This is a genomic window from Pseudoalteromonas sp. SS15 (assembly GCF_049257195.1).
Taxonomy (GTDB): Bacteria; Pseudomonadota; Gammaproteobacteria; order Enterobacterales; family Alteromonadaceae; genus Pseudoalteromonas.
In genome coordinates this window covers 93,742-116,155 of sequence record NZ_JBMMUD010000005.1, presented here as the reverse complement: position 1 = coordinate 116,155, position 22,414 = coordinate 93,742, and the positions used below count along the sequence as shown (strand labels likewise).

The following is a 22,414-nucleotide window of genomic DNA, read 5'->3' as shown; positions in this document are numbered from 1 at the left end:
TTTCAATTTTTAAGTATGTGCACAATCGTGTTTTAGAGGAATGAATTATGAACTGCCGAAGTGAACTAAGTAGCTGGCAAGCACTTGAGAAATCAGCAGAAAGCTTGAAGCAACAACATTTAAAGTCGTTATTTGCAAACGATGAAAAACGCTTTGATAAGTTTTCTACTCAGATCCCAGGTATTCTTTTCGATTACTCTAAACAGTTAATTGACGATTCAACATTTGCTCAACTTATTAAGCTTGCCGAGCAATGCGATATTGCTGCTTGGCGCGAAAAAATGTTTTCGGGTGAAAAAATTAACATCACTGAAGACAGAGCTGTGTTACATACTGCACTAAGAAATCGTTCAAATTCAGTGGTTGAAGTAGATGGCGAAGATGTCATGCCATTAGTAAACGCTGAACTAGAAAAAATTAAAGCATTCACTGAAAAAGTGCGTTCAGGTGAGTGGTTAGGCTTTACAGGCAAGTCAGTAAAAGATGTGGTTGCAATTGGTGTCGGTGGTTCTAACCTAGGCCCTCAAATGGCAACTGAAGCGTTAAAAGCTTACGCAGATGACACGTTAAATGTACATTATGTTTCGAACGTTGATGGTGTTCAGTTACACCAAGCACTTGCAGGCTTAAACCCTGAAACGACGTTATTTGTGATTTCTTCAAAAACGTTTACAACGTCTGAAACCATGACCAATGCACGTTCATCTGTTGCGTGGTTCTTAGAGACTGATGCAAAAGAAGCTGACATTGCAAAGCACTTTGTTGCTGTAAGTACCAACCTTGAGAAAACACGCGCGTTTGGTATTGCTGACGAAAATGTATTTACCATGTGGGATTGGGTTGGTGGTCGCTTCTCTCTTTGGAGTGCTATCGGTTTACCTATCGCACTTTACTTAGGTTACGAGCAGTTTGAAGCTGTTTTGGAAGGCGCTTTCGAAATCGACGAGCACTTCAAAACGGCTAAATTTGAAGACAATATTCCGCTGATCATGGCGCTTTTAAGTGTTTGGAATACCAGCTTTTTAGGTCATACAGCGCAAGCAATTTTACCTTATGATCAAGCGCTACATATGCTTCCAGCTTACTTACAACAGGGTGAGATGGAGAGTAATGGTAAGCACGTGTCATTTGATGGTCGCCAAGTGCCATATACAACTGTCCCGCTTATTTGGGGTATGACAGGGATTAATGGTCAGCACGCATTCTATCAGTACTTACACCAAGGTAATACGATTGTACCTGCTGATTTCATTGCGTCATTGAAGCCTCAGCATAATGTTGGCCAGCATCACGATATTTTATTATCTAACTTCTTCGCACAAACTGAAGCCATGATGGCGGGTGTTGATGCGGAGCAGGTTCGTGCAGATTTAACTGCAAAAGGTAAATCTGAAGCAGAAATTGAGCAATTGATTGCACACAAAATTCATCAGGGTAATCGCCCAACAACGTCTATGATATTAGATGTGGTTGATGCCAAAGCGGTAGGTCGATTAATCGCTTTATATGAACATAAAATTTTCTGCCAAGGCATTATTTTAGAGATTTGTTCTTTTGACCAATGGGGTGTTGAACTTGGTAAAGGTTTAGCATCAGCGATTGAAGCAGAATTAACACTAGAAAACGTTGAGCACCAACACGATAGCTCAACAGCTGGATTAATTGCTTATTACAAGCAAAATCGTTAATGGATTTCGCCTCATCCGAGGCACACCGGTTTCACGCAAAGTGAAAACAATACCTTTGAACGGGTAGCGCTGGAGTTCTTAGGGCCTGTATTTTTGTGAGAGGAATTACAGAGCCCCTAAGACTCATTTTAATCTTTTTCATCATTCCAGCCCCCGTAAAATGCAAACGAATTCAATACCGCAAACCAAGCTTGCTTGGTAAACTACCCAGCAAGCAAGTATGTAGCGCGCCAGAGCCAAACGTCGCGCCTAACCATGTAGAGAGTAAATTATGCTTAACCCTTTTGATATTGTAATTTTTGGCGGTGGTGGTGATTTAGCACTTCGTAAATTATTGCCAGCGATGTATAGAGCTTATCAAGAAGGCAACTTACCTGAAGGCTCTCGTATTTTGCCAACCGTTCGTGGTCAAGAACAACAACAAGAATACATTGAAACGGCACATCAGGCACTTAAGTCATTCTTATCTGACGGCGAGTTTAATGATAAAGATTGGCAAGCGTTTTCAACTTATTTAATCCCTGTTGTGATCAACGTGACTGAAGCGGATGATAACTGGGATGAATTACACAAGATTCTTAATTCAGATGCAGAAGACAAGTCTCGTGTTTTCTACCTATCACTTCCTCCAGCCGTATACGGTCAATGTTGTGAGATTTTATCGACTAAAGGTCTTATCACAGAAACATCACGTGTCGTGGTAGAAAAACCTATTGGCTACTGCGGTAAGTCTGCAGAAGAAATTAACGCGCGTATCGCTGAGTTTTTCAAAGAAGAGCAGATCTTCCGTATTGACCATTACTTAGGTAAAGAAACAGTACAAAACTTAATGGCACTTCGTTTCTCGAATGCATTATTCGAAAACTTATGGGATGCCAAAACCATTGATAATATTCAGATCAGTATTTCTGAAACGGTTGGCTTGGAATCTCGTGCTGGTTTCTACGACAAAGCAGGTGCTTTGCGTGATATGGTTCAAAACCACCTGTTACAGCTACTTTGCTTGGTAGCAATGGAATCTCCGCATAAGTTGAATGCAAAGAGTATTCGTACAGAGAAATTAAAGGTACTGGAGGCACTTCGTCCACTACTTGGCGAAGACGTAGATAATAACGTGGTACGCGGCCAATATGTTCCGGGTGAGTTAGGCGGCAAAATTGTCCCTGGTTACCTAGAAGAGCTTGCAGAAGGCGCGAGTACAACTGAAACATTTGTGGCTATCCGTGCGCATATCGATAACTGGCGTTGGTCAGGCGTACCTTTCTACCTAAGAACAGGTAAGCGCATGAAGCAGCGTTGTGCCGAAATCGTGGTTGAATATAAGCCTGTTTCTCACAATGTATATGGCAACAATGTAGGCCCAGTACAGCCAAACCGCCTTGTTATTCGTTTGCAACCAGAAGAAAGTATTCAACTGACGTTGATGTCTAAAAAATTAGACAAGCACGAAATGCAACTTCAGCCAGTAACATTAAATATTGAGTTAAGCGACCAGTACGAAAATGGTTTCCACTCAGATGCTTACAAACGTCTGATGCTAGATGCTGCGGCAAATAATCCATCACTATTTATTCACAGACAAGAAGTACGTCGTGCATGGAAATGGATTGACCCAATTATTGCGCGTTGGCAAGAAAAGGGTACACCTTCACTTTACCGTGCGGGCTCATGGGGGCCAGAAGCGGCCGATGAGCTTTTAGAAGAGTGTAACCATAAATGGTTTAACGTAGGAGAGGGCGCATAATGGCTAAGTTAACAGAGCGTTTTTTTGATTCAAAAGAGCAGATGACAGAAGCCTTGTCTACTTTATTAAAAGAGCAATTATCGTCAGGTATTGAGCAAGATGGTAAAGCCGTGCTTATGGTTTCAGGCGGTTCATCGCCTGCACCAGCTTATAAATATCTGGCAAACTTAGAATTCCCATGGGAAAAAGTATCAGTTGCTATGGTTGATGAGCGCTGGGTTGATGCGACCCATGAAAAGTCCAATGAAGCATTTATTAAATCAACGCTTCTACAAAACCATGCGGCAAAAGCAAACTTTGTCACAATGAAAAACTCGGCAGAAACTGCAGTTGCAGGGCAAGTTGAATGTGAAAAAGCCTATGCTCAATTAAAAACAGCAGATGTGACTATTTTAGGTATGGGACCTGATGGTCATACAGCCTCATTATTCCCTCATGCTGAAGGTTTAAAGAATGGTCTAGAAAGTACTGATAAGGTATGTGCTATTAATGCTATCGAGAGTGAAGTAACAGGTAGTATCACTGAGCGTATGAGCTTAACGCTGAGCGGTATTGCAGATGCTCGTAAAGTGGTATTGCTTATTTCTGGTGATGAGAAAAAAGCGGTGTACGAAAATGCTAAAGCTGAAGGCTCAGAATATGATGTGCCTTTACGAGCAGTATTGAATCAACCAGATATTGATTTGACGGTATTTTGGACGCCTTAAAAGTTGATACCTATTTTTAGATTAGAACGCGCCATTTGGCGCGTTTTTTGTTTTTTATAGTTCACGATTTTTTTTTAACTTTATACCAATCCGCTTAACAAAGCAGTCTATGTTGAGGCAAGAAAACCTTGTTGTAGCAGCGCTCATGCATCCTGCTATCGCTGAGGTACCTAAATCTATTTAGGCAAGGCAATGATTTCGTTATTTAATTATTCGAAACGAGAAATCTTTAACACAGCAACCATCAGGTTTAATCCCTAAAAATGATTAAGTGTTATTACGGGTTGGTATTACTGATTCATAAATCCTTTATTTGGGGGAGTTTAGTTACAAGGAAATCTCAGTAAAAAAGGCAAAGCCTTTAAAACTGTTATCATTTCACTTCAGAGCAATAATTAACTCAAATTTTAATTGATTACATTGAATTAAATCGAAATAGACATAGACATAATTGTAATTAAATATGTATAATGACAGCGCTGTCATTGAGAGTGGTTATCACCCTTGAATGCTTCTGCCAAAGCAAATAACTCTTTATGTAGACCTAAAATTGAGATCCACAAGGACATTATGTGGCTCAGTTTAATGGTCCGACTTATCCCTTTTATCTATCCACAAACAAATATTTTGTGCTATATTCAGCTTGTTTTATGTAACAAATTGTCTTTCATATACGTAAAATCACTATATTTTCAGAGTGTTACATTTGTTGTTGAATATTTTTTGAGTAGTACAACAAAAAAAATGTAGCGAAATTGTAATTTACGGTGTATGGTTTGTTATTAGATGACAACGCTGTCATCTTCACTGGGCAGAAGTGAATAAAAAACCAACAAAATGATTCAAGGGGAATCCTGTGTTAGCTAATAATTTTAAGAAAAGCTTAATCGCTGCCAACATCGGTCTAGTACTGACTGCTGGCGTATCGGGCGTTGCATATGCAAATGAAGGCAGCAAAGCTCAAGAAGATGTTGAAGTAATTGAAGTACGTGGTATTCGTGCTTCTAAGCGTGAAGATATCAATAACAAGCGTTTTGCAAACGCTGTAGTTGACTCAATTACTTCAGAAGATATCGGTAAATTCCCAGATAAGAACATTGCTGAGTCACTTCAGCGTGTTGCTGGTGTCTCAATTAACCGTGGTTTCGTGGGTGAAGGTGCCGAAGTTTCAATCCGTGGTGTAGATCCAACACTTACTCAAGTTCAATTAAATGGTCAATTTGTTGCTTCAACAGGTTGGTTCTCACAAGCTGCTAACCGTCGTAGCTTCAACATGGATCTTATGCCATCAGAAATGATTTCTGGTCTTGAAGTTTACAAATCACCTGTAGCTTCTATTGATGAAGGTGGCGTAGGTGGTACTGTTGTAATGCGTACTCGTAAGCCATTAGAACTAGATGCAAATACTTTCTTCGGTTCAGTTGAAGCAAACCAAAATACTTTAGCTGATGACACTGGTTTTGGCGCTACAGGTCTTGCTAGCTGGAAAAATGATGATGAGACATTTGGTGTGCTAGTAATGGCATCACAGCTTGAGCAGATTGGTCGTGCTCGTAAATCAGAAAACTACTGGGAAGAGGGCTGGTCAGCTTCAGGTATCGCAGGTTTTGACCAAGACCGTGAGCGTACCGCTTTTGACGTAACGCTTCAGTATGCACCATCAGATAATCTTGATTTTGGCGCTCACTTTTTACGCACTGAACTTGATGCGTTCAATACAAACCAAAACTTCCTAACAATTAATGGTACTAAGTACGAAAATGGTAATGGTCCATATGTATTGTTAGATGCTGATAAGCCAAATACAGCCGATAACCGCCGTTACTTAAAAGGCACAGTTACAGAAGCTGGTTGGTTAGCACAGGATACAAACACACGTAACGCAGTGATGACTAGTAACGTGATGGACTTCTCTGCAACTTACCAAGGTGAGACTTATAAAGTATCAGGTGTAATTGGTAAAACTTGGGCAGATGGTGGTAATGGTGGTAATGCCAACGGTCTTTGGGGCCAACCTGTAAATGCTGAAACAGGTATTACTGTTGATATCGATATGGCACTTGCTAACTCAATGGTTATGGTTCCAAATGGTGTTTCTTTAACTGACACTTCTTGGCAGGTTAACCAAGGTGGTTCACTTGCGAAAGTAGAACTTGAAGATGAAGAAACTTATGCACAAGTTGATTTAGACCTTGAAGTTGATTTCGGTGTAATTACTGAAATTGAAGCTGGTATTAAGATCCGCTCTCACGAATTTACTTCTTCAGCATATGGTGCGACGCTTAAAGATGGTGCACTAGATGGTAAAGGTATTGCCGATTTTGCTGATGGCAACATGACTGATTTCGGTGAAGTTGTTACTGGTGGTACGCCGACATCTTACACTAAGATTGATGGTCAAAAGTACTGGGGTTACCTAAATGCGAATGTTGCTGATTGGACATTCAATAAAGGTGATTGGAACCGAGTACAAGAAGATGTATTAGCACTTTACACTCAAGGTAACTTCAGTGGTGACGGTTTCCGCGGTAACATCGGTGTACGTTATGTCGAAACAGAGACTGAATCACAAGCGTATGACGGTTTACTAGTTGGTAAAGACACATTTAAAGGTGATTACTCTGACTGGTTACCAAGCTTTAACTTAGCTTTAGACCTAAGCCAAGACGTAATCTTACGTATGTCAGCAGCAAAAGTAATGACTCGTCCAGGTTACTCTCAATTAGCAGGTGGTTATAGCGGTCTACCAACTACAACACCTGAAAGTGGTCGTCTTCAAGCTTCTCGTGGTAACCCTGCAATCGACCCATTCCGCGCTACGCAAATGGATATCGGTTTAGAGTGGTACTACGATGATTCTTCACTATTCTCTGTTGCAATATTCAACAAAGATATTGCATCTTTCATTACGACAATTAAAGTTGATGAGACACTTACAACGGTTCCAGTACCTGGTACATATGAAGTAAGTATCCCTGATCAAGGTCGTGGTGGTAAGATCGAAGGTGCTGAATTACAGTGGCAGACTAACTTTGGCAATGGTTTCGGTGCATTGTTTAACTACACATACGTAGACGCGAAAGGCGAGACAGATGCAGGCGGTCAAATCCAGCTTCCAGGTTCTTCACGTAACTCTCTAAACCTAACGGGTTACTACGAAAGCGAAGTATTTACAACGCGTATCGCTTACACTGCTCGTGATCAGTTCTTTGCAGAAGGTACAGCGCTAGGTAATGGTAATGATTCTTTTGATTCACAGTCATTCTTAGATGCGTCATTCACTTGGCATGCAACTGAAAACCTAGACGTAACATTAGAAGGTGTTAACCTAACTAATGAAATTACTTACCAGCGTTTTGGTGGTGGTTTACAGTCTCTTCGTGTAGTAACAGACAATGGTTCTCGTTACTCACTAAAAGCTTCTTACCGCTTCTAATTCATAGCGTTAAGAAAAAGGGAAGGCTTGCCTTCCCTTTTTAATTTCTACTAAATAGAAATATACATATTGTAATGAGTTGTAGAGAGGAAAACATATGGAGATTTCGAACACGATTGATTCAGTTGTAATTGTTGGTGGCGGCACTGCAGGTTGGCTAACAGCTTCAAAGCTTGCAAAAAAATTAAATTCTAATAAGGATGGCGCTGTCTCTGTTACATTAATTGAATCTCCAGATATTCCCACAGTAGGTGTAGGCGAGGGAACTTGGCCTACAATGAGAAAAACTTTGGCTGAAATCGGTATTGATGAAACAGAGTTTATTCGGTTTTGTAATGCGTCATTTAAGCAAGGCAGTAAATTTGTAAATTGGAAATCAGCGCCTGCTTCTTCAGATAATCATTACTATCATTTATTTTCTTCAATTTTAGACCCCTCTGAATTTAATCTTTCTCCATATTGGAACCTTGGCCAAGCCGGAGAAAAAACATATGCTGAATCAGTGAGTACTCAAGGGTATTTGTCTGACCTATTTAAAGCACCAAAAACCATCTCTTCAAAGGCTTATGATGGTGTTCAGAGTTATGCCTACCATCTTGATGCGGGTAAGTTTTCAGAATTATTAAAAAAACATGCGACTGAAAAGTTAGGTGTAAAGTTCTTATCTTGCAATGTCACTGATGTAAATTCACATAATGAAGAAATTATTAGTGTCCACACAGACACTCATGGTGAAATAAAAGGCGATTTCTTTGTCGACTGTACCGGCTTCGCTTGTCTGTTGTTAGGTAAAACTTTAGGTGTACCTTTTAAACCCGTTTCAGATATTTTGTTCACAGATCATGCTGTCGCAATTCAAGTGCCTTATGATGATGATAACTGCGACATCAACAGCTGCACCATATCAACAGCACAAGAAGCAGGTTGGATTTGGGATATTGGGCTACAAAATCGAAGAGGTGTAGGGCATGTCTATTGCTCTGAGTTCATGTCTCATGAAGAGGCAGAGCAAACCCTAAGAGACTATATCGGTGAAAAAGCCAAAGACTTACCTGCTAAATTGGTACCTATGAATGTAGGCTATCGTGAGAAGTTTTGGCATAACAATTGTGTGGCAGTTGGATTATCAGCTGCGTTTGTTGAACCATTAGAGGCATCTGCAATTTTCTTGATTGAAGCAGCCTCTAATATGCTTGCAGATCAATTGCCTAAAGATAAATCATTGTTACCTCTTGCTGCAAATAAGTTTAATGATTCATTTCAATTTAGGTGGAATAAAACAATCGACTTCATAAAGCTGCATTATATCTTATCGAAGAGAGATGAGCCTTTCTGGCAAAAAAATAAAGATCCAGAATCTATTCCGCAATCTTTGAAAAACGCTTTACTTCAGTGGCGAAGTGAACCAGTTAGTGCCTATGATTTCTCACATGTTTATGAACCATTCCCAATGGAAAGTTATCAATATGTTCTGAATGGTATGGAGTTTGAGCAAGACTTAAGCTTAAGTGCTGCTAAATACTCTCAGACTGAACATGCACAAAAAGCATTCGCCCAAATCGATAAAGTTAAAGATATTTTGATTAAAGAATTACCGACTAATCGAGAGCTGTTAAACAAGCTTTCGTCTTATAGTTTTACTAAGGTGTAATTATGAGTGCAATAAAACAAGTCGTTATCGTTGGTGGTGGTACAGCAGGCTGGATCAGTGCTGCATTGCTCGCTAAAAAGCTTAACACTATTAATCCAGAATCTGTTCAAATTACTTTGGTTGAATCACCAGATATTCCCATTATGGGAGTTGGTGAGGGAACTTGGCCAACAATCAGAAAAACGTTAGCTGAAATTGGTATTGCCGAAGACGAGTTTATTCGTGAGTGTGACGCCAGTTTCAAACAAGGTGCCGAATTTGTAAATTGGTATCAAAACCCTTCAGATGTCGGTAAGCATAGCTATTTTCATCCATTGAATGCGACTTTTCATGCGGCCTATGATTTTAATCTTGCACCCTATTGGTTATTAGATAACTCAGAGCATAAATTGCCATATGATATGGCAACGGCATCGCAAAGTTATATTTCGCAACAGGGTTTAGCACCAAAACTTATCACTACACCTCAATATGATGCGATTTTAAATTATTCATATCACTTAAATGCTGCAAAATTTGCTGATCTACTTACAAAACATGCAGTTAGACTAGGTGTAAAGCATATTAAAGCGAATGTACAAAATGTCGCATTAGATACTGCAGGTTTTATTAAGCAAGTGGATACTGACTCTGCAGGCAGTATAATTGGCGATTTATTCATTGATTGCTCTGGCAGTAAAGCATTGCTTTTAAATGGTGCTTTAGATGTACAGTGGAAAAGTATTTCTGATTACATTTTCAATGACACAGCCTTAGCCATTCAAGTGCCTTATGAAGATGAATCTACGGCCATTGCATCAAACACGATTGCTACAGCGCACCAACATGGTTGGACATGGGATATTGGTTTACAGAATCGCCGTGGTGTCGGCTATGTATATAGTAGTAATCACACTAGTGATGAAAATGCTTACGATACATTATTAGATTACATAGGGGTTAAAGACACAGACCTAAGTATCAGAAAAATACCGCTGAATCTGGGTTATAGAGAGAAGTTTTGGCATAAAAACTGTGTGGCTGTAGGGATGTCAGCTGCCTTTATTGAACCTCTTGAAGCATCAGCAATTTTTCTTATTGAAGCTGCTGTTAATATGATTGCTGAACAATTTCCACATCATAGGGATAATTTGAGCTTTGTCGAAAAGCAGTTCAACGAAACATTTACACTTAGATGGGAAAAAAGTGTCGACTTTATAAAGCTTCACTACTGCATTTCAAAGCGTAGAGATACACAATATTGGATTGATAACACAAGTGAAGCGAGTATTCCTAAAAGCTTGCAAGAAAAATTAGCGTTTTGGCGTCATAACGTACCTTCGAAATTTGATTTTGATTATGCGTTTGAACCCTTTGTATTAGACAGTTACTTGTTCGTGTTGTATGGCTTAAAGTTTGAAACTGATTTATCTCTTAAACAAAGTTGCTATTTACATAAACAAGAAGCAGCAAAAAAAATGCTTGAGGTACAGAAGTTTAATCAGCAATTGGCTGCTGGGTTACCAACTAATAGAGATTTAATTAATAAAATTTTAAAAAATGGGTTGTCTAAAATATAAAACACCCCATATCACTCATTGATAAAAAATATTGTATGTAAGAAAAGATTAATTAAACCAGATTATACTTTCAATTTAGATACAAAACCTTTAGCCTTATGGCAAAAGTAATAATTACGTAAATGAACGGAGTAGTATTATGGCGGAGCAACAAGTGCAGCCTTTACATAACGAGAAGCATGCCAACACAAAAGTAAAAAACGGCATCAACGTTGAATTTTTAAAATCACAGCACTTAATGCCAGTAGTAGCGCATGAGTTTGCGCGTGTAGCAACTGAATTCCCAATGGCATTTGTTAAAAACACAGAGACAGGTCAATTTCAGCCAGTTGCTATGTTTGGTTTAGAGCCAGGCGAGAACCTATTTGTACAAGATGGCAAATGGACTGCAGGTTTTGCACCACTAGCGGCGGCACGTTACCCTTTTGGTCTTGTTAAGCACCCTGAAGAAGATCAATTCGGTATTGTTATTGATGAAGCTAGCCCACTAGTTGGCGAAGAAGAAGGTAATGCGTTATTTGCTGATGGCAAAGAAACTGAATACCTAGAGCGTCGTAAAGAAGCACTTGTAAATTATGTTGAGTTTGCACGTGTAACTGAAGCGTTTACTGCTTACCTAGCTGAAAAAGAGCTTTTAGTTCAACAAACTTTAACAGTTGAAATCGCTGGTGAGAAAAAAGACATCAACGGTATCTACCTTGTTGACGAGCGCAAGCTTAATGAATTAAGCGATGAAGCATACCTAGAGCTACGTAAGCGTGGCTACCTAGCGCCTATCTTCTCTTTCTTAACGTCTACTCACCAGGTAGCTCGTTTAGCGCGTCTAAAAGCAAAGCGCCAAGCTAGCTAATTATTAAGCGTTTAAAAAAAGCACCTGAGGGTGCTTTTTTTATGTCTGTAATTTGGTCAATTAAGTTCGACTCGTTTTGTTGCAATCTGGTTGCAAACTTTCCAAGATGTTCAATACCAGTCCTCATTAATACTCAAAATAGTTCGCTTAATTAAGAGCACTGGTATAAAACAAATCCAAGGATAAAATATGAATAAGAAAACCCTATTAGCGGCTATTGGTTTTGCCATATCGAGTTTAAGTGCGATGGCTCAAACGCAACCTATTGCAATCGCCATTCATGGTGGTGCTGGTACTATCGAAAAGAGCCGTTTTACACCTGAACAAGAAAAAGCCTACAGAGCTAAATTAAAAGAAGCAGTGGAAGTCGGTTATAAAGTACTTGAGTCGGGCGGTGAGAGTCTAGATGCAGTAATAGCGGCTATCAATATCCTAGAAGATTCGCCTTTTTTTAATGCTGGTAAAGGCGCTGTTTATACTTATGATGGTTCTCATGAATTAGATGCATCCATTATGGATGGCCGAAATCGTCAAGCAGGGGCTGTTGCAGGGGTAAAAACGGTTAAAAATCCAATTGATTTGGCTCGCTCAGTGATGGAGAACTCTGTCCATGTCATGTTGAGCGGAGCAGGCGCCGAGCAATTTGCAAAACAGCAGGGCTTCGACTTTGTAGACAATAGTTACTTCGATACTAAACACCGTTATGAAGCCCTTATCAAAGCCAAAATGAAACTAGATGCGGCTAATAAAACTAGCAAAGATTACCAGGCTGCACATCAAGCACTTGAAAGTGAATATAAGATGGGCACAGTCGGTGCCGTTGCTTTAGATAAAAATGGCAACTTAGCTGCTGGTACATCAACGGGCGGGATGACAGCCAAGCGCTTTGGTCGTGTGGGTGATTCGCCAGTAATAGGGGCGGGTACATTTGCTGATAACCGCTCATGTGCTGTTTCGGCAACTGGTCATGGCGAGTATTTTATTCGTTACAGTGTTGCCAGTGATATTTGTGCAAGAGTTGAGTATCAAGGTAAGTCAATAGAACAAGCGGGTAAAGAAGTTATCCACGATGTTCTTATGCCTATTGGTGGTACAGGTGGCGTGATCATTGTCGATACCAAAGGCAATATCAGTATGCCGTTTAATACCAAAGGGATGTATCGAGCCAGTAAGTCGTCATCACAAGAAACCCAGGTCGGTATTTTCAAAAATGATTAATATTTTGTTAGGTTAATTTTCTGAAAATACAGGCAACTCCATGATAGCCAGCTATATTTAACTTAGCTGGCTTTTTTAATGGAGCGAAATAATGCATTCAATCAAAGTAAAAGACTATCTAAATCATCGTCCAGTTACCTTCTCTCAAGATATGCGCATAGAAGCTGCAGTAGAAAAACTATTGCAAAGTGGTCAGTCGGGTGGCCCCGTTATTGATGAGAATAAGAAAGTAATAGGGTTTTTGTCAGAGCAAGATTGCTTAAAAAAGATGTTAGAAGCAACTTATCAAAACGAGTCTCACAGTGTGGTCTCTGATGTCATGAATGCAGAGCCATTTTGCGTTTCGGCTGATGACAGCATTGTGCAAATGGCCGACAGAATGACCGTTAATACCCCTAAACTGTATCCGGTTTGTGATAGTGATGGCATTTTAGTTGGGGTAATTACTCGAGCACATGTTTTGTTAGCACTTGATAAACATCTGCACGATAATTATGAGTCCGGTCATCGATATGTGTGATTTGCACGGATAGCGATTGATTTAAATAATCGTTTAATAGAACAACGACTTCAGTAATAGGCTCAGTAAACGGTTTTTGATATACTTGCCGCTGTTTTATTTTTAAAAGAGTGTCGTGGAAGTGAGTGTAGGACCGCTATTTACTGAGCTAAAAACTTGCCTTAAGAAAGATCAGTTTATTTTTAAAAAACGCCTGCATGGTGTTAAAAAAATAAATGACGAGAATAAACAAAACAAAGTTATTGCTTCAATTAAGAAAGATATTGAGGCCAGTCAGTCGTTGCGTGTTACTCGCTTAGAAAACCTGCCAAAAGTAGATTACCCAGAGCAACTTCCTGTAAGCCAGAAAAAAGACGAAATAAAAAAAGCCATTGCTGAAAATCAAGTTGTGATTGTGGCTGGTGAAACGGGCTCGGGTAAAACCACACAGTTACCTAAAATTTGTTTAGAGTTAGGCCGTGGTGTTGACGGATATATTGGTCATACTCAGCCTCGTCGATTAGCAGCCAGAAGCGTTGCAAATCGTATTGCCGAAGAACTGAATTGTGATTTAGGTGAAGAGGTTGGTTTTAAAATTCGATTTAGCGATCAGGTTGGTGACAACTCGTACGTTAAATTGATGACCGATGGTATTTTGTTAGCGGAAATTCAAAACGATCGTTATTTGAATCAGTACGATACGATTATTATTGATGAAGCCCACGAAAGAAGCCTTAACATTGATTTCATCTTAGGTTATTTAAAAAACCTGTTACCTAAGCGTCCTGATCTAAAAGTCATTATCACTTCAGCAACCATTGACCCTGAGCGTTTTTCAAAACACTTCAATAACGCGCCAATCATTGAAGTATCGGGTAGAACTTACCCAGTTGAAGTCAGATATAGACCAACACTTGATTTAGCAGGCAATGAAAGCGAAGCAGAAAACGATCAACTGCAAGGTATTTTTGACGCGGTTGATGAGTTATGTTCTGAAGGTCCGGGTGATATTCTTATTTTCATGAATGGTGAAAGAGAGATCAGAGATACCGCCGATGCGCTAGGTAAGCGGAATCTAAAGGGTGTAGAAGTCCTACCGTTATATGCCCGACTCTCAAATGCGGAGCAAAATCGTATTTTTGCCCCTCACAGCCATCGACGCATTGTTTTATCTACCAACGTAGCTGAAACATCACTGACTGTACCAGGCATTCGTTATGTAATTGACCCAGGAACTGCGCGCATTAGCCGTTACAGCTATCGAACAAAAGTACAACGTTTACCTATCGAGGCTATTTCTCAAGCCAGTGCTAATCAGCGTAAAGGTCGATGTGGTCGTGTGGCGTCAGGTATTTGTATACGTTTGTATTCAGAAGAAGACTTTTTAGGTCGTCCAGAGTTTACAGATCCTGAGATCCTGCGTACAAACTTAGCATCGGTTATCTTGCAAATGCTTGGCTTAGGGCTCGGTGATATCAGTGAGTTTCCGTTTGTACAGGCACCTGATAGCCGTAATATTAATGACGGTGTTGCCCTACTCGAAGAGCTCGAAGCCGTTCACCCTTCAAAAAGAAGACAGCAGACCAAGCTTACTCAATCTGGTCGTGCTTTAAGCCGATTACCGATTGATCCTCGCTTGGCGAAAATGGTGTTGTCTGCTGAAAAACTGGGCGCATTGCGTGAAGTCATCGTCATAGTTGCAGCCTTATCGATTCAAGATCCAAGAGAGCGCCCGCAAGATAAAAAAGGTGCATCAGATGAAAAGCATGAGCGCTTTGCGCATCCTGATTCTGATTTCTTAGCATTCTTGAATTTATGGTATTACTTGGAACAACAACAAGAAGAGTTAAGTCGTAGCCAATTCAGGAAGCTTTGTCAGAAAGAGTTCTTAGCCTATATGCGTATTCGTGAATGGCAAGATATTGTTTATCAGTTGACCACAGTCTGCCAAGAAATGGGGATGAAGCTTACTGATAATCAAGCCGAAGTAGATAATATTCATCAAGCTTTGCTCAGCGGTATGTTAAGCCATATTGGTTTTAAAGATGAAAAGCAGGTCTATAAAGGGGCGCGTAATAGCCAATTCCATATTTTTCCAGGTTCTAGCCTTTTCAAAAAGTCGCCAAAGTGGTTGATGTCAGCAGAGTTGGTTGAAACCAGTAAGTTGTATGCCCGTATGAATGCGAAAATTGATGTGGCTTGGGTGCCACCGATTGCGCAGCATTTAGTGAAGCGTAGCTTTAGCGAGCCTCACTGGGAGAAAAAGCCAGGCTGTGTGATTGCCTACGAGCAGCAAAGTTTGTATGGCATGATCATCGTCTCTAAGAAGCGGACCGTATATAGCCAAATTGACCCCGTTGTTAGCCGCGAGTTATTCATTAAAGAAGCGCTGATTGCAGATCAACTTGGCCAACAAGAAGGCTTTTTGAAATATAACCAAGATCTAATTGATGAAATCCACACGCTTGAGAAAAAAGCACGTCGAAGAGATATCTTAGTAGACGAAATTACTTTGTTTGAGTTCTACGATGAAAAAATCCCACAAGACGTAAATAACCGTGCTGCGTTCAACCATTGGTGGAAAAAACAAAAGCAAAAAGATAAGCGCTACTTGCATATGTCTCGTGACTATTTAATGCAACATGGGGCGGAGCAGATCACTGAGTTTGATTATCCTGATACGTGGCAACAAGGTAATTTAATTCTGCCTTTGAGTTATCATTTTGAGCCGGGACAGCCTGTTGACGGTGTTACGGTTAATATTCCTTTGGCACTGCTTAACCAAGTTCAAGATGAAGGGTTTGACTGGCATATACCAGCACTCAGACACGAACTTATTTGTGGTCTCATCAAAAGCTTGCCGAAAACGTTAAGACGAAATTTTGTTCCTGCACCAAATTATGCTGATGCAGTTTTAGCGAGTGTTGAGCCGATGCAAGGGCGCTTAATTGATGCACTTAGCAATCGTCTACTGAAAATGACAGGGGTTCGTGTTGCTGAAGAGCAATGGGATACCAGCACGTTAGATACCCATTTAGTGATGCAATTTGAAGTCGTTGACGAGAAAAATAAAGTTTTAGCTCACGGTAAAGATTTGCTGAAATTAAAAGCGCAATTACAAGGTCAAGTAACAAGTACGCTGTCTAAAGTGGCAGAGCAGGGCATTGAACAAAGCGATCTCACACAATGGGAGTTTGGTGAGTTACCAAAAGAGTACACTAAGAAGCAGGGGAACTACGAAATCAAAGCATTCCCTGCGCTGGTTGATAAAAAGTCTAGTGCTGCCATTGAATTATTCGACAATGAATTAAAAGCACAAGCTGCGCATCAGCAAGGGTTAAGGAGACTGGTGTTATTAAATGTACCGTCACCAATTAAATATTTGCAGCAGCATTTACCAAACAAGGCCAAACTAGGCTTGTACTTTAATCCGTTTGGTAAAATACAAGACTTGATAGATGACTGTATTGCCTCTGGTGTGGATGCCTTGTTACAAAAACATGGTGATATACGAGATGAGCAAGCGTTTGAGCAGGTAAAAGAATTTATCCGTGGTGAGCTAGGTGATGCCGTGGTTGAAATTGCCACTCAGGTAGAACAAGTTTTGAGCGTTGCACATGCTATTAATAAGCGTATGAAAGGCAAGGTTGACTTAACTATGATCACCGCACATGGTGACATTAAGTCACAGCTTGAATCTCTAGTTTTTAGAGGGTTTGTGAGTAAACATGGCGCTGAGAAACTCAATGATTTACTGCGTTATATGAAAGCCATTGAGCGTCGTTTAGAAAAGCTGCCCGTTGATCCAAATAGAGACAGATTGTGTACATTAGAGTTAGATAAAGTAGCTCAGGAGTATCAGAAAAAACTGGCCAAGATTCCAAAAGGTTTACCGGTTCCAAAAGAGCTTGAAAATATTTTTTGGATGCAGCAGGAACTAAGAGTGTCTTTGTTTGCTCAAACATTAGGAACACCTTATGCAATTTCAGCTAAGCGTGTACTTAATGCACTTAAAGAGTGTGATTAATTGTCAATTCGCCTTGCAATTTGAGCTAGGCGAATTACCTTAATAAGAGGAACTAAATTGAGTATTGAAAAGGAAGTAGCATTGCCAATGACAACTCAAGTAAAAGCAAAACCAACGCCGCATGTGTTGGTGGTTGATGATGAATATTTTAATTTTGAAATGCTCACCACAGCGCTATCGAGTAACTTTGAGCTCAGTTATGCTGACTCAGGCAAGTCATGTTTGTCATCGGCTATTGCGAACCCACCTGATGCTATTTTACTAGATGTCTGTATGCCTGGTCTTGATGGCTATGATACTTGTCGGCTGTTGAAAAATACGCCAGAAACAAAAGACATTCCAATAGTCATGCTTTCAGGGCTTGAGTCTGAGCAAGAGCAACAGGCCGGATTCGAAGCTGGGTGCGATGCTTACGTAGTAAAACCTTTTTCAATGCAACAATTATTAGAAAAACTAAAATCAATGGTTTAGGAGTACTCTATGTTGCACGAAGATAAACGCCGCTTTATGCGTATGATGGTCAATGCCGAGGCAAAAATTTCAGTTTTAGAACAACAACTCACTCTGGTTGGTAAGTGCTTGGATTTGAGTGCGACAGGTCTTTCTATTGCGGTTGAACAACCCCTAGAAGTCGATACCATACTCGATATTCATATTGATTCAAGCAGTGCCAGTATTCCACCTTTGAATGCCCATACTAAGGTTGTGCGTTGTGCGCAAGATGAACAAGGTCAATATGTACTGGGTGTTGAAATCGTTCAATTCAATTAAGAATATTATTTCTTTGATTCAGGTGATTGAATATGCTTCTTAAACTCTCAATCACCAAATCTTACTTAAAACGTTTCTTTTAACAAACCGAGTAATTCTTGCACACTTAGTGCATCTATTGCATTCCCCTCATCAAGTAACTTATCCGCGAGTTCTTTTTTATGTTCATGCAGGGCAAGGATTTTCTCTTCAATAGTTTGCTCTGCAACTAATCGATAAACCGTAACAGGGTTTGTTTGACCAATACGGTGCGCGCGATCAGAAGCTTGAGCCTCAACCGCGGGGTTCCACCACGGATCAAGATGGATAACATAATCAGCTGCGGTGAGGTTTAATCCAGAGCCAGCGGCTTTTAAGCTTATTAAGAATATTTCACCTTCACCGCGTTGGAACGCATTAACACTTTGCTTGCGTTGCTCTGCAGGTGTTGCACCATCAATATAGTGAAAAGGGATTTGCTGTGCCTCTAATAGTGCTTTAACCGCTTGCAAGCTACCAATGAACTGGCTGAATATCAGTGCTTTGTGTTTATTTTCCCTAAGTTCACTCAGCAACAGAGTTAGTTGCTTCAACTTTGAACTTTCGATGTCTGTATCTGGTGATACCAAAGAGGGGTTACTACACGCCTGCCTTAGCTTGGTTAGTTCAGCAAAAATCTGCATACGCTGTGTTGCGATACTTTGCTCTTTTTGAATTGCAGCCAGTTTCTCGACGGCATTGACTCTTATTGCTTCATATAAATGTCTTTCTTGCTCATTGAGTGGCACATGAATGTCTATATGTGTGCGTGGTGGCAGCTCAGTTAACACCTCAGATTTTAGTCGTCTAAGAATAAAAGGCTTAAGCAGAGTTTTTAAACCAAAGGCGGCTTTTTTGGCTTTAATAGGATCTTCGTCACTTTGCTCAATAGGTTGAGCGAAACGGCGGTTAAAGGTTTTTAAGTTGCTTAATAACCCAGGGTTTACAAATCTAAATAAGCTCCACAGTTCACTTAAGTTGTTTTCAAGTGGCGTACCTGTCGTGACCATTTTAAACTCAGCTTTTAAAGCGCAAGCAGCTTGTGATCTTTGCGATAACGGGTTTTTAAGTGCTTGTGCTTCATCAGCTACAACAGTTTGCCAGGTAACGGGTTTAAGTATATCAATATGGCGTTGTAACATGGCATAACTGATAATCAAACATTCATTGCCAGTGAGCGCTTCAACAAATTCAGCCGTGGGGTTGTCCGCAAAGTTGAAAACACTCAAAGTGGGTGTAAATTTTTTTGCTTCTTGTTGCCAATTAAAACAGACCGAAGTGGGTGCAATGATCAGCGTTGGCCCCTGAGATGCACGAGCTTGGATCACAGCTAACGCTTGCAATGTTTTTCCTAAGCCCATGTCATCCGCCAAACATGCGCCAGCGCCCCAGTGGGCTAATTTCATCGCCCACTCAAAGCCCTCAATTTGATAGTGTCGTAAATCAGCATTTAAATAAGGCGAAAGCTTGGGTTGCAATTTTTCAGCTTCAAACATACGCTGGGTTTGCTGCTCCCAGCTATGCAAGGTTTTCATGCGCATACCAGACATGGCTTCATTGATCACTTTGCCTGCAAGGGGATGAAACTGTCCGTGCTCGCTAGCCATATTGATGGTATCGAGCCTGGCTTTTAATTGCTCTGACAAGCACAACACTTGCTCAGACTCTAGCTTGATAAAGCGACTGCTACTTTGTTCGGCTAATTGCAGTAAATGCTTAACGGCTATGACTTTGTCATCATCTAGCTGAAGCTCGCCTTGTAAATTAAACCATTCATTTTGACGGTACATTGCAAGCTGTAAATGCTGCGTTTGTAGCTCTGGTGATAAAGAAAGGGTTTTACCTTTCGGCCATCTTAGTAATAAAGGTAAGGAAGCCTGCTCTTGTTTACTGATGTCTTCAAGTTTCAATAACACTTCATACGCATCTTCAGGCACTGAAACTTTAAGCTGGTTATCAGCCATCGCCTGAAAGGCGGGGCAGAGTACGTCTAAGCGCTCCAGTAACTCCTGTTCAAACGCTAAGTCTCGAGATGTGGTTAGCCGCTCATGATTTATTAATGCAGAGATATGCTTTGCGCCGATAGCCGGTTTAAAAGCCGGGCCTTCTTCACCTAAAGGCATCACAATGCATGTAAACACTAAACCCTCTTGATAGGGTTGGATATTGATGACAAGTTTATTATTCGAAATGGTTGGTTTGGTGGTTGATGTTTGGCTATCTGCTACTGATTTATTGTCTAAACTACTTTGAATATCAATCAAAGGCGCTATGGCTTGCACACTTTGCAACAGCTCTGCTTCGGCTGTAATAGGCAGAACAAGCCCTTCTTCTCGGATGATACGAGCCACTTTTAAATGCTCGGTTTCAAAGATGCTAAAACCATATTCATCAGACTGCATTTGATAAAAAGAGAAAACAGGGGCTTCGCGTTCTAATGATTTGGGTAAATGACTGATTGAAACATGGATCTCTTGTTGATGCTTGTCGATGAGCACAGCAGGGGAGTGCTCAGAAACACTGATTGGTATCGTAAAATCATCGTTGAGATAAATGTTCGGTGCGCCTTTGATTGCCTTTAGGGCTTTAAGACCCGTTAATTGATACTGAGTGTCTGTACCTCGGTAATCTTCAAAAGAAAGCTTTTCAATCGCTTGAATGATGGTTTTGTCTTTTACAGTTAAGCAGTTTAATAAACTTGATGATTCTACTAGCCGTTTGGCTGAAATTGGTTTTCCTTTACTCCAACCCTGAGCCGACCTAGTTTGTATTCGGGCGGTGAAGTAGGAATGTTCACCTGAAAAGTGTAGCTCCCAAATTAATCGCTCATCGTTATTTGATTGTTCACTATCTGGTTGAGAGAGGTTAGTAAGTGCTTTCAGTTGCGATAAAGCTCTATCCCACCTTGGCTTGGCTTTAACACTTTGCGTAAAATCAATCGCAAGTGGTGTCGCTTCATGACGTAGCTGACGAGCAAGATTAGCAAATAGAGTCAGCTCGCTTTGCTCAAAATTGCTCACGAGCGTATTCACTTGTTCTTTATTTAAATTTGCAGTTTTAGCAGTCCAACACTGAGCGTAGAGGGTGAGCAAAGCCGCGATATTTTCTGAAAATGCCGAGTGTTTAACGTTGTTTATCACGTCATGTAAATAAGCAGGTTCAGCCTTCTGAATAGCTTGAGTCAGCTCAATGAATATAGACGCGATGAGTTTGTCGAATGAGTCTGAGTGCTTATTATTTTTTTGTTGTTTACACAACTCAACGAGTTTTATCAGCTTGCTTGGCTGATTGTCGGCACCATTTAATAGCAGCGCAAACTTTTGGAATAACCCAAACACACCAAGTAAATAGTCTGACTTTTTCCCGTAGAGCTTATTTTTTAGCTTAATCGCTTGCTCGAATTCATCAACTGATTCTTTGATTTTTCCGTTGAACAAACAAATCGTGGCCAGTATTTGCCTGTGATACACCGACTTAGCTTCGCCTGCTAATAAGGCTGCTGCTTGTTCAAATTCACCTTGGAGTACTAAATACTCGACATAGAGCAATTTGAGCGGTAAAAATTGACAATGTTGGATCACACTTTTGAGTAAATTAAGCGGGTAGCTGAGCGATGCGCCTTTTTGTTTTCTAAACTCTAACCAAGTCGCAAATGCTTGATATTGAATGTTTTCAGGAAGTACTGTAAAAGACGATTCATTGAACGGCATAAAGCAACATTCAAGCAGAATTTGGTTTTGTTTATGGTCGATTACTTGCGGGTTTTTATCCAGGCGAAGATGTTTTTCTAGGCTCTTGTATTCTTTGAGATAGAAATAGTCGCGGGCGAGCCTTTGCTCATCTTGGAAGGTTTTCTCCCAATCGTATAGCTGTAAAACGGGCACAACGTCTTCAGCGAGCTTTAGAATGGGTAAAAAGCTCCCTTGTTGAATACTGAGCTCTGTTAATTTATTTGCTAGAAGCGGGTTGACCTTGTGAACATCATCTTTTGCACTGAATAGTCCACTTTGCGCTAACACTTCAATATCAGAGTTGCTCAACCGCAATAAATTTGCAGGCCAATCAAGCTGATTTTGGTTACTTAGCTTTCGGCAAAGCTGATTGATATGTCCGCGACTCAAAGGCTTATAAACGACGGCTAATACCAGCAACAGCTTTTGTTGTTCAATACTGAGTGTTTCGTATAGTTGAAACAATAGGTTTTGTTGCTGTGCGGTTTGTTCTGAAATAAGCATGTGGTTTTGGT

At 40.4% G+C, this 22,414-nt stretch carries 13 protein-coding genes; 12 read left to right on the top strand and 1 reads right to left on the bottom strand.

The window, feature by feature from the left end; all coding sequences use genetic code 11:
- Positions 1–47: 47 nt before the first annotated feature.
- The 12 genes from pgi to AAEU28_RS11675 all read left to right on the top strand — a co-directional run bounded on the left by pgi (position 48) and on the right by AAEU28_RS11675 (position 18,150).
- Complete coding sequence (gene pgi / locus AAEU28_RS11730; RefSeq protein ID WP_421964283.1) at positions 48–1,688, top strand: glucose-6-phosphate isomerase; 1,641 nt, start codon at positions 48–50, stop codon at positions 1,686–1,688.
- Positions 1,689–1,959: 271 nt separating this feature from the next.
- Positions 1,960–3,432 carry a glucose-6-phosphate dehydrogenase gene (zwf, locus tag AAEU28_RS11725; protein ID WP_421964282.1) on the top strand — a complete coding sequence of 491 codons (1,473 nt, stop codon included), beginning with the start codon at positions 1,960–1,962 and terminating at the stop codon, positions 3,430–3,432.
- On the top strand, positions 3,432–4,139 hold the full coding sequence (gene pgl / locus AAEU28_RS11720; protein WP_421964281.1) for a 6-phosphogluconolactonase: 708 nt from the start codon (positions 3,432–3,434) through the stop codon (positions 4,137–4,139). The genes zwf and pgl overlap by 1 nt, the downstream gene beginning before the upstream one ends.
- An 856-nt stretch (positions 4,140–4,995) precedes the next feature.
- Complete coding sequence (locus AAEU28_RS11715) at positions 4,996–7,575, top strand: TonB-dependent receptor (RefSeq protein WP_421964280.1); 2,580 nt, start codon at positions 4,996–4,998, stop codon at positions 7,573–7,575.
- Between the two features lie 97 nt (positions 7,576–7,672).
- Positions 7,673–9,226, top strand: a complete 1,554-nt coding sequence (locus tag AAEU28_RS11710; RefSeq protein WP_421964279.1) for a tryptophan halogenase family protein — start codon at positions 7,673–7,675, stop codon at positions 9,224–9,226.
- Between the two features lie 2 nt (positions 9,227–9,228).
- Positions 9,229–10,785: a tryptophan halogenase family protein gene (locus AAEU28_RS11705; protein ID WP_421964278.1), complete on the top strand. Its 1,557-nt coding sequence runs from the start codon at positions 9,229–9,231 to the stop codon at positions 10,783–10,785.
- Positions 10,786–10,924: 139 nt separating this feature from the next.
- Positions 10,925–11,635: a SapC family protein gene (locus tag AAEU28_RS11700; protein WP_421964277.1), complete on the top strand. Its 711-nt coding sequence runs from the start codon at positions 10,925–10,927 to the stop codon at positions 11,633–11,635.
- A gap of 189 nt (positions 11,636–11,824) precedes the next feature.
- Complete coding sequence (locus AAEU28_RS11695) at positions 11,825–12,853, top strand: isoaspartyl peptidase/L-asparaginase family protein (protein ID WP_421964276.1); 1,029 nt, start codon at positions 11,825–11,827, stop codon at positions 12,851–12,853.
- Positions 12,854–12,944: 91 nt separating this feature from the next.
- A complete protein-coding gene (locus AAEU28_RS11690; RefSeq protein WP_138482875.1) occupies positions 12,945–13,373 on the top strand; it encodes a CBS domain-containing protein in 429 nt (142 codons plus the stop codon).
- Between the two features lie 121 nt (positions 13,374–13,494).
- A complete protein-coding gene (gene hrpA / locus AAEU28_RS11685) occupies positions 13,495–17,379 on the top strand; it encodes an ATP-dependent RNA helicase HrpA (RefSeq protein WP_421964534.1) in 3,885 nt (1,294 codons plus the stop codon).
- An 87-nt stretch (positions 17,380–17,466) separates the two neighbouring features.
- Positions 17,467–17,850 (top strand): response regulator, encoded by a 384-nt coding sequence (locus AAEU28_RS11680; protein WP_138483044.1) that lies wholly within the window; start codon positions 17,467–17,469, stop codon positions 17,848–17,850.
- A 9-nt stretch (positions 17,851–17,859) separates the two neighbouring features.
- Positions 17,860–18,150 carry a PilZ domain-containing protein gene (locus AAEU28_RS11675; RefSeq protein WP_421964275.1) on the top strand — a complete coding sequence of 97 codons (291 nt, stop codon included), beginning with the start codon at positions 17,860–17,862 and terminating at the stop codon, positions 18,148–18,150.
- Between the two features lie 65 nt (positions 18,151–18,215).
- On the opposite strand, the gene AAEU28_RS11670 is transcribed toward AAEU28_RS11675, so the two are convergent.
- Positions 18,216–22,403 (bottom strand): DEAD/DEAH box helicase, encoded by a 4,188-nt coding sequence (locus AAEU28_RS11670; RefSeq protein WP_421964274.1) that lies wholly within the window; start codon positions 22,401–22,403, stop codon positions 18,216–18,218.
- Positions 22,404–22,414 lie beyond the last annotated feature (11 nt).

Excerpts from the sequence above, each read along its gene's own strand:
- pgi (WP_421964283.1), top strand. The coding sequence starts at position 48 with ATGAACTGCCGAAGTGAACTAAGTAGCTGGCAAGCACTTGAGAAATCA.
- zwf (WP_421964282.1), top strand. The coding sequence starts at position 1,960 with ATGCTTAACCCTTTTGATATTGTAATTTTTGGCGGTGGTGGTGATTTA.
- pgl (WP_421964281.1), top strand. The coding sequence starts at position 3,432 with ATGGCTAAGTTAACAGAGCGTTTTTTTGATTCAAAAGAGCAGATGACA.
- AAEU28_RS11710 (WP_421964279.1), top strand. The coding sequence starts at position 7,673 with ATGGAGATTTCGAACACGATTGATTCAGTTGTAATTGTTGGTGGCGGC.
- AAEU28_RS11705 (WP_421964278.1), top strand. The coding sequence starts at position 9,229 with ATGAGTGCAATAAAACAAGTCGTTATCGTTGGTGGTGGTACAGCAGGC.
- AAEU28_RS11700 (WP_421964277.1), top strand. The coding sequence starts at position 10,925 with ATGGCGGAGCAACAAGTGCAGCCTTTACATAACGAGAAGCATGCCAAC.
- AAEU28_RS11695 (WP_421964276.1), top strand. The coding sequence starts at position 11,825 with ATGAATAAGAAAACCCTATTAGCGGCTATTGGTTTTGCCATATCGAGT.
- AAEU28_RS11690 (WP_138482875.1), top strand. The coding sequence starts at position 12,945 with ATGCATTCAATCAAAGTAAAAGACTATCTAAATCATCGTCCAGTTACC.
- AAEU28_RS11680 (WP_138483044.1), top strand. The coding sequence starts at position 17,467 with ATGACAACTCAAGTAAAAGCAAAACCAACGCCGCATGTGTTGGTGGTT.
- AAEU28_RS11675 (WP_421964275.1), top strand. The coding sequence starts at position 17,860 with ATGTTGCACGAAGATAAACGCCGCTTTATGCGTATGATGGTCAATGCC.
- AAEU28_RS11670 (WP_421964274.1), bottom strand. The coding sequence starts at position 22,403 with ATGCTTATTTCAGAACAAACCGCACAGCAACAAAACCTATTGTTTCAA.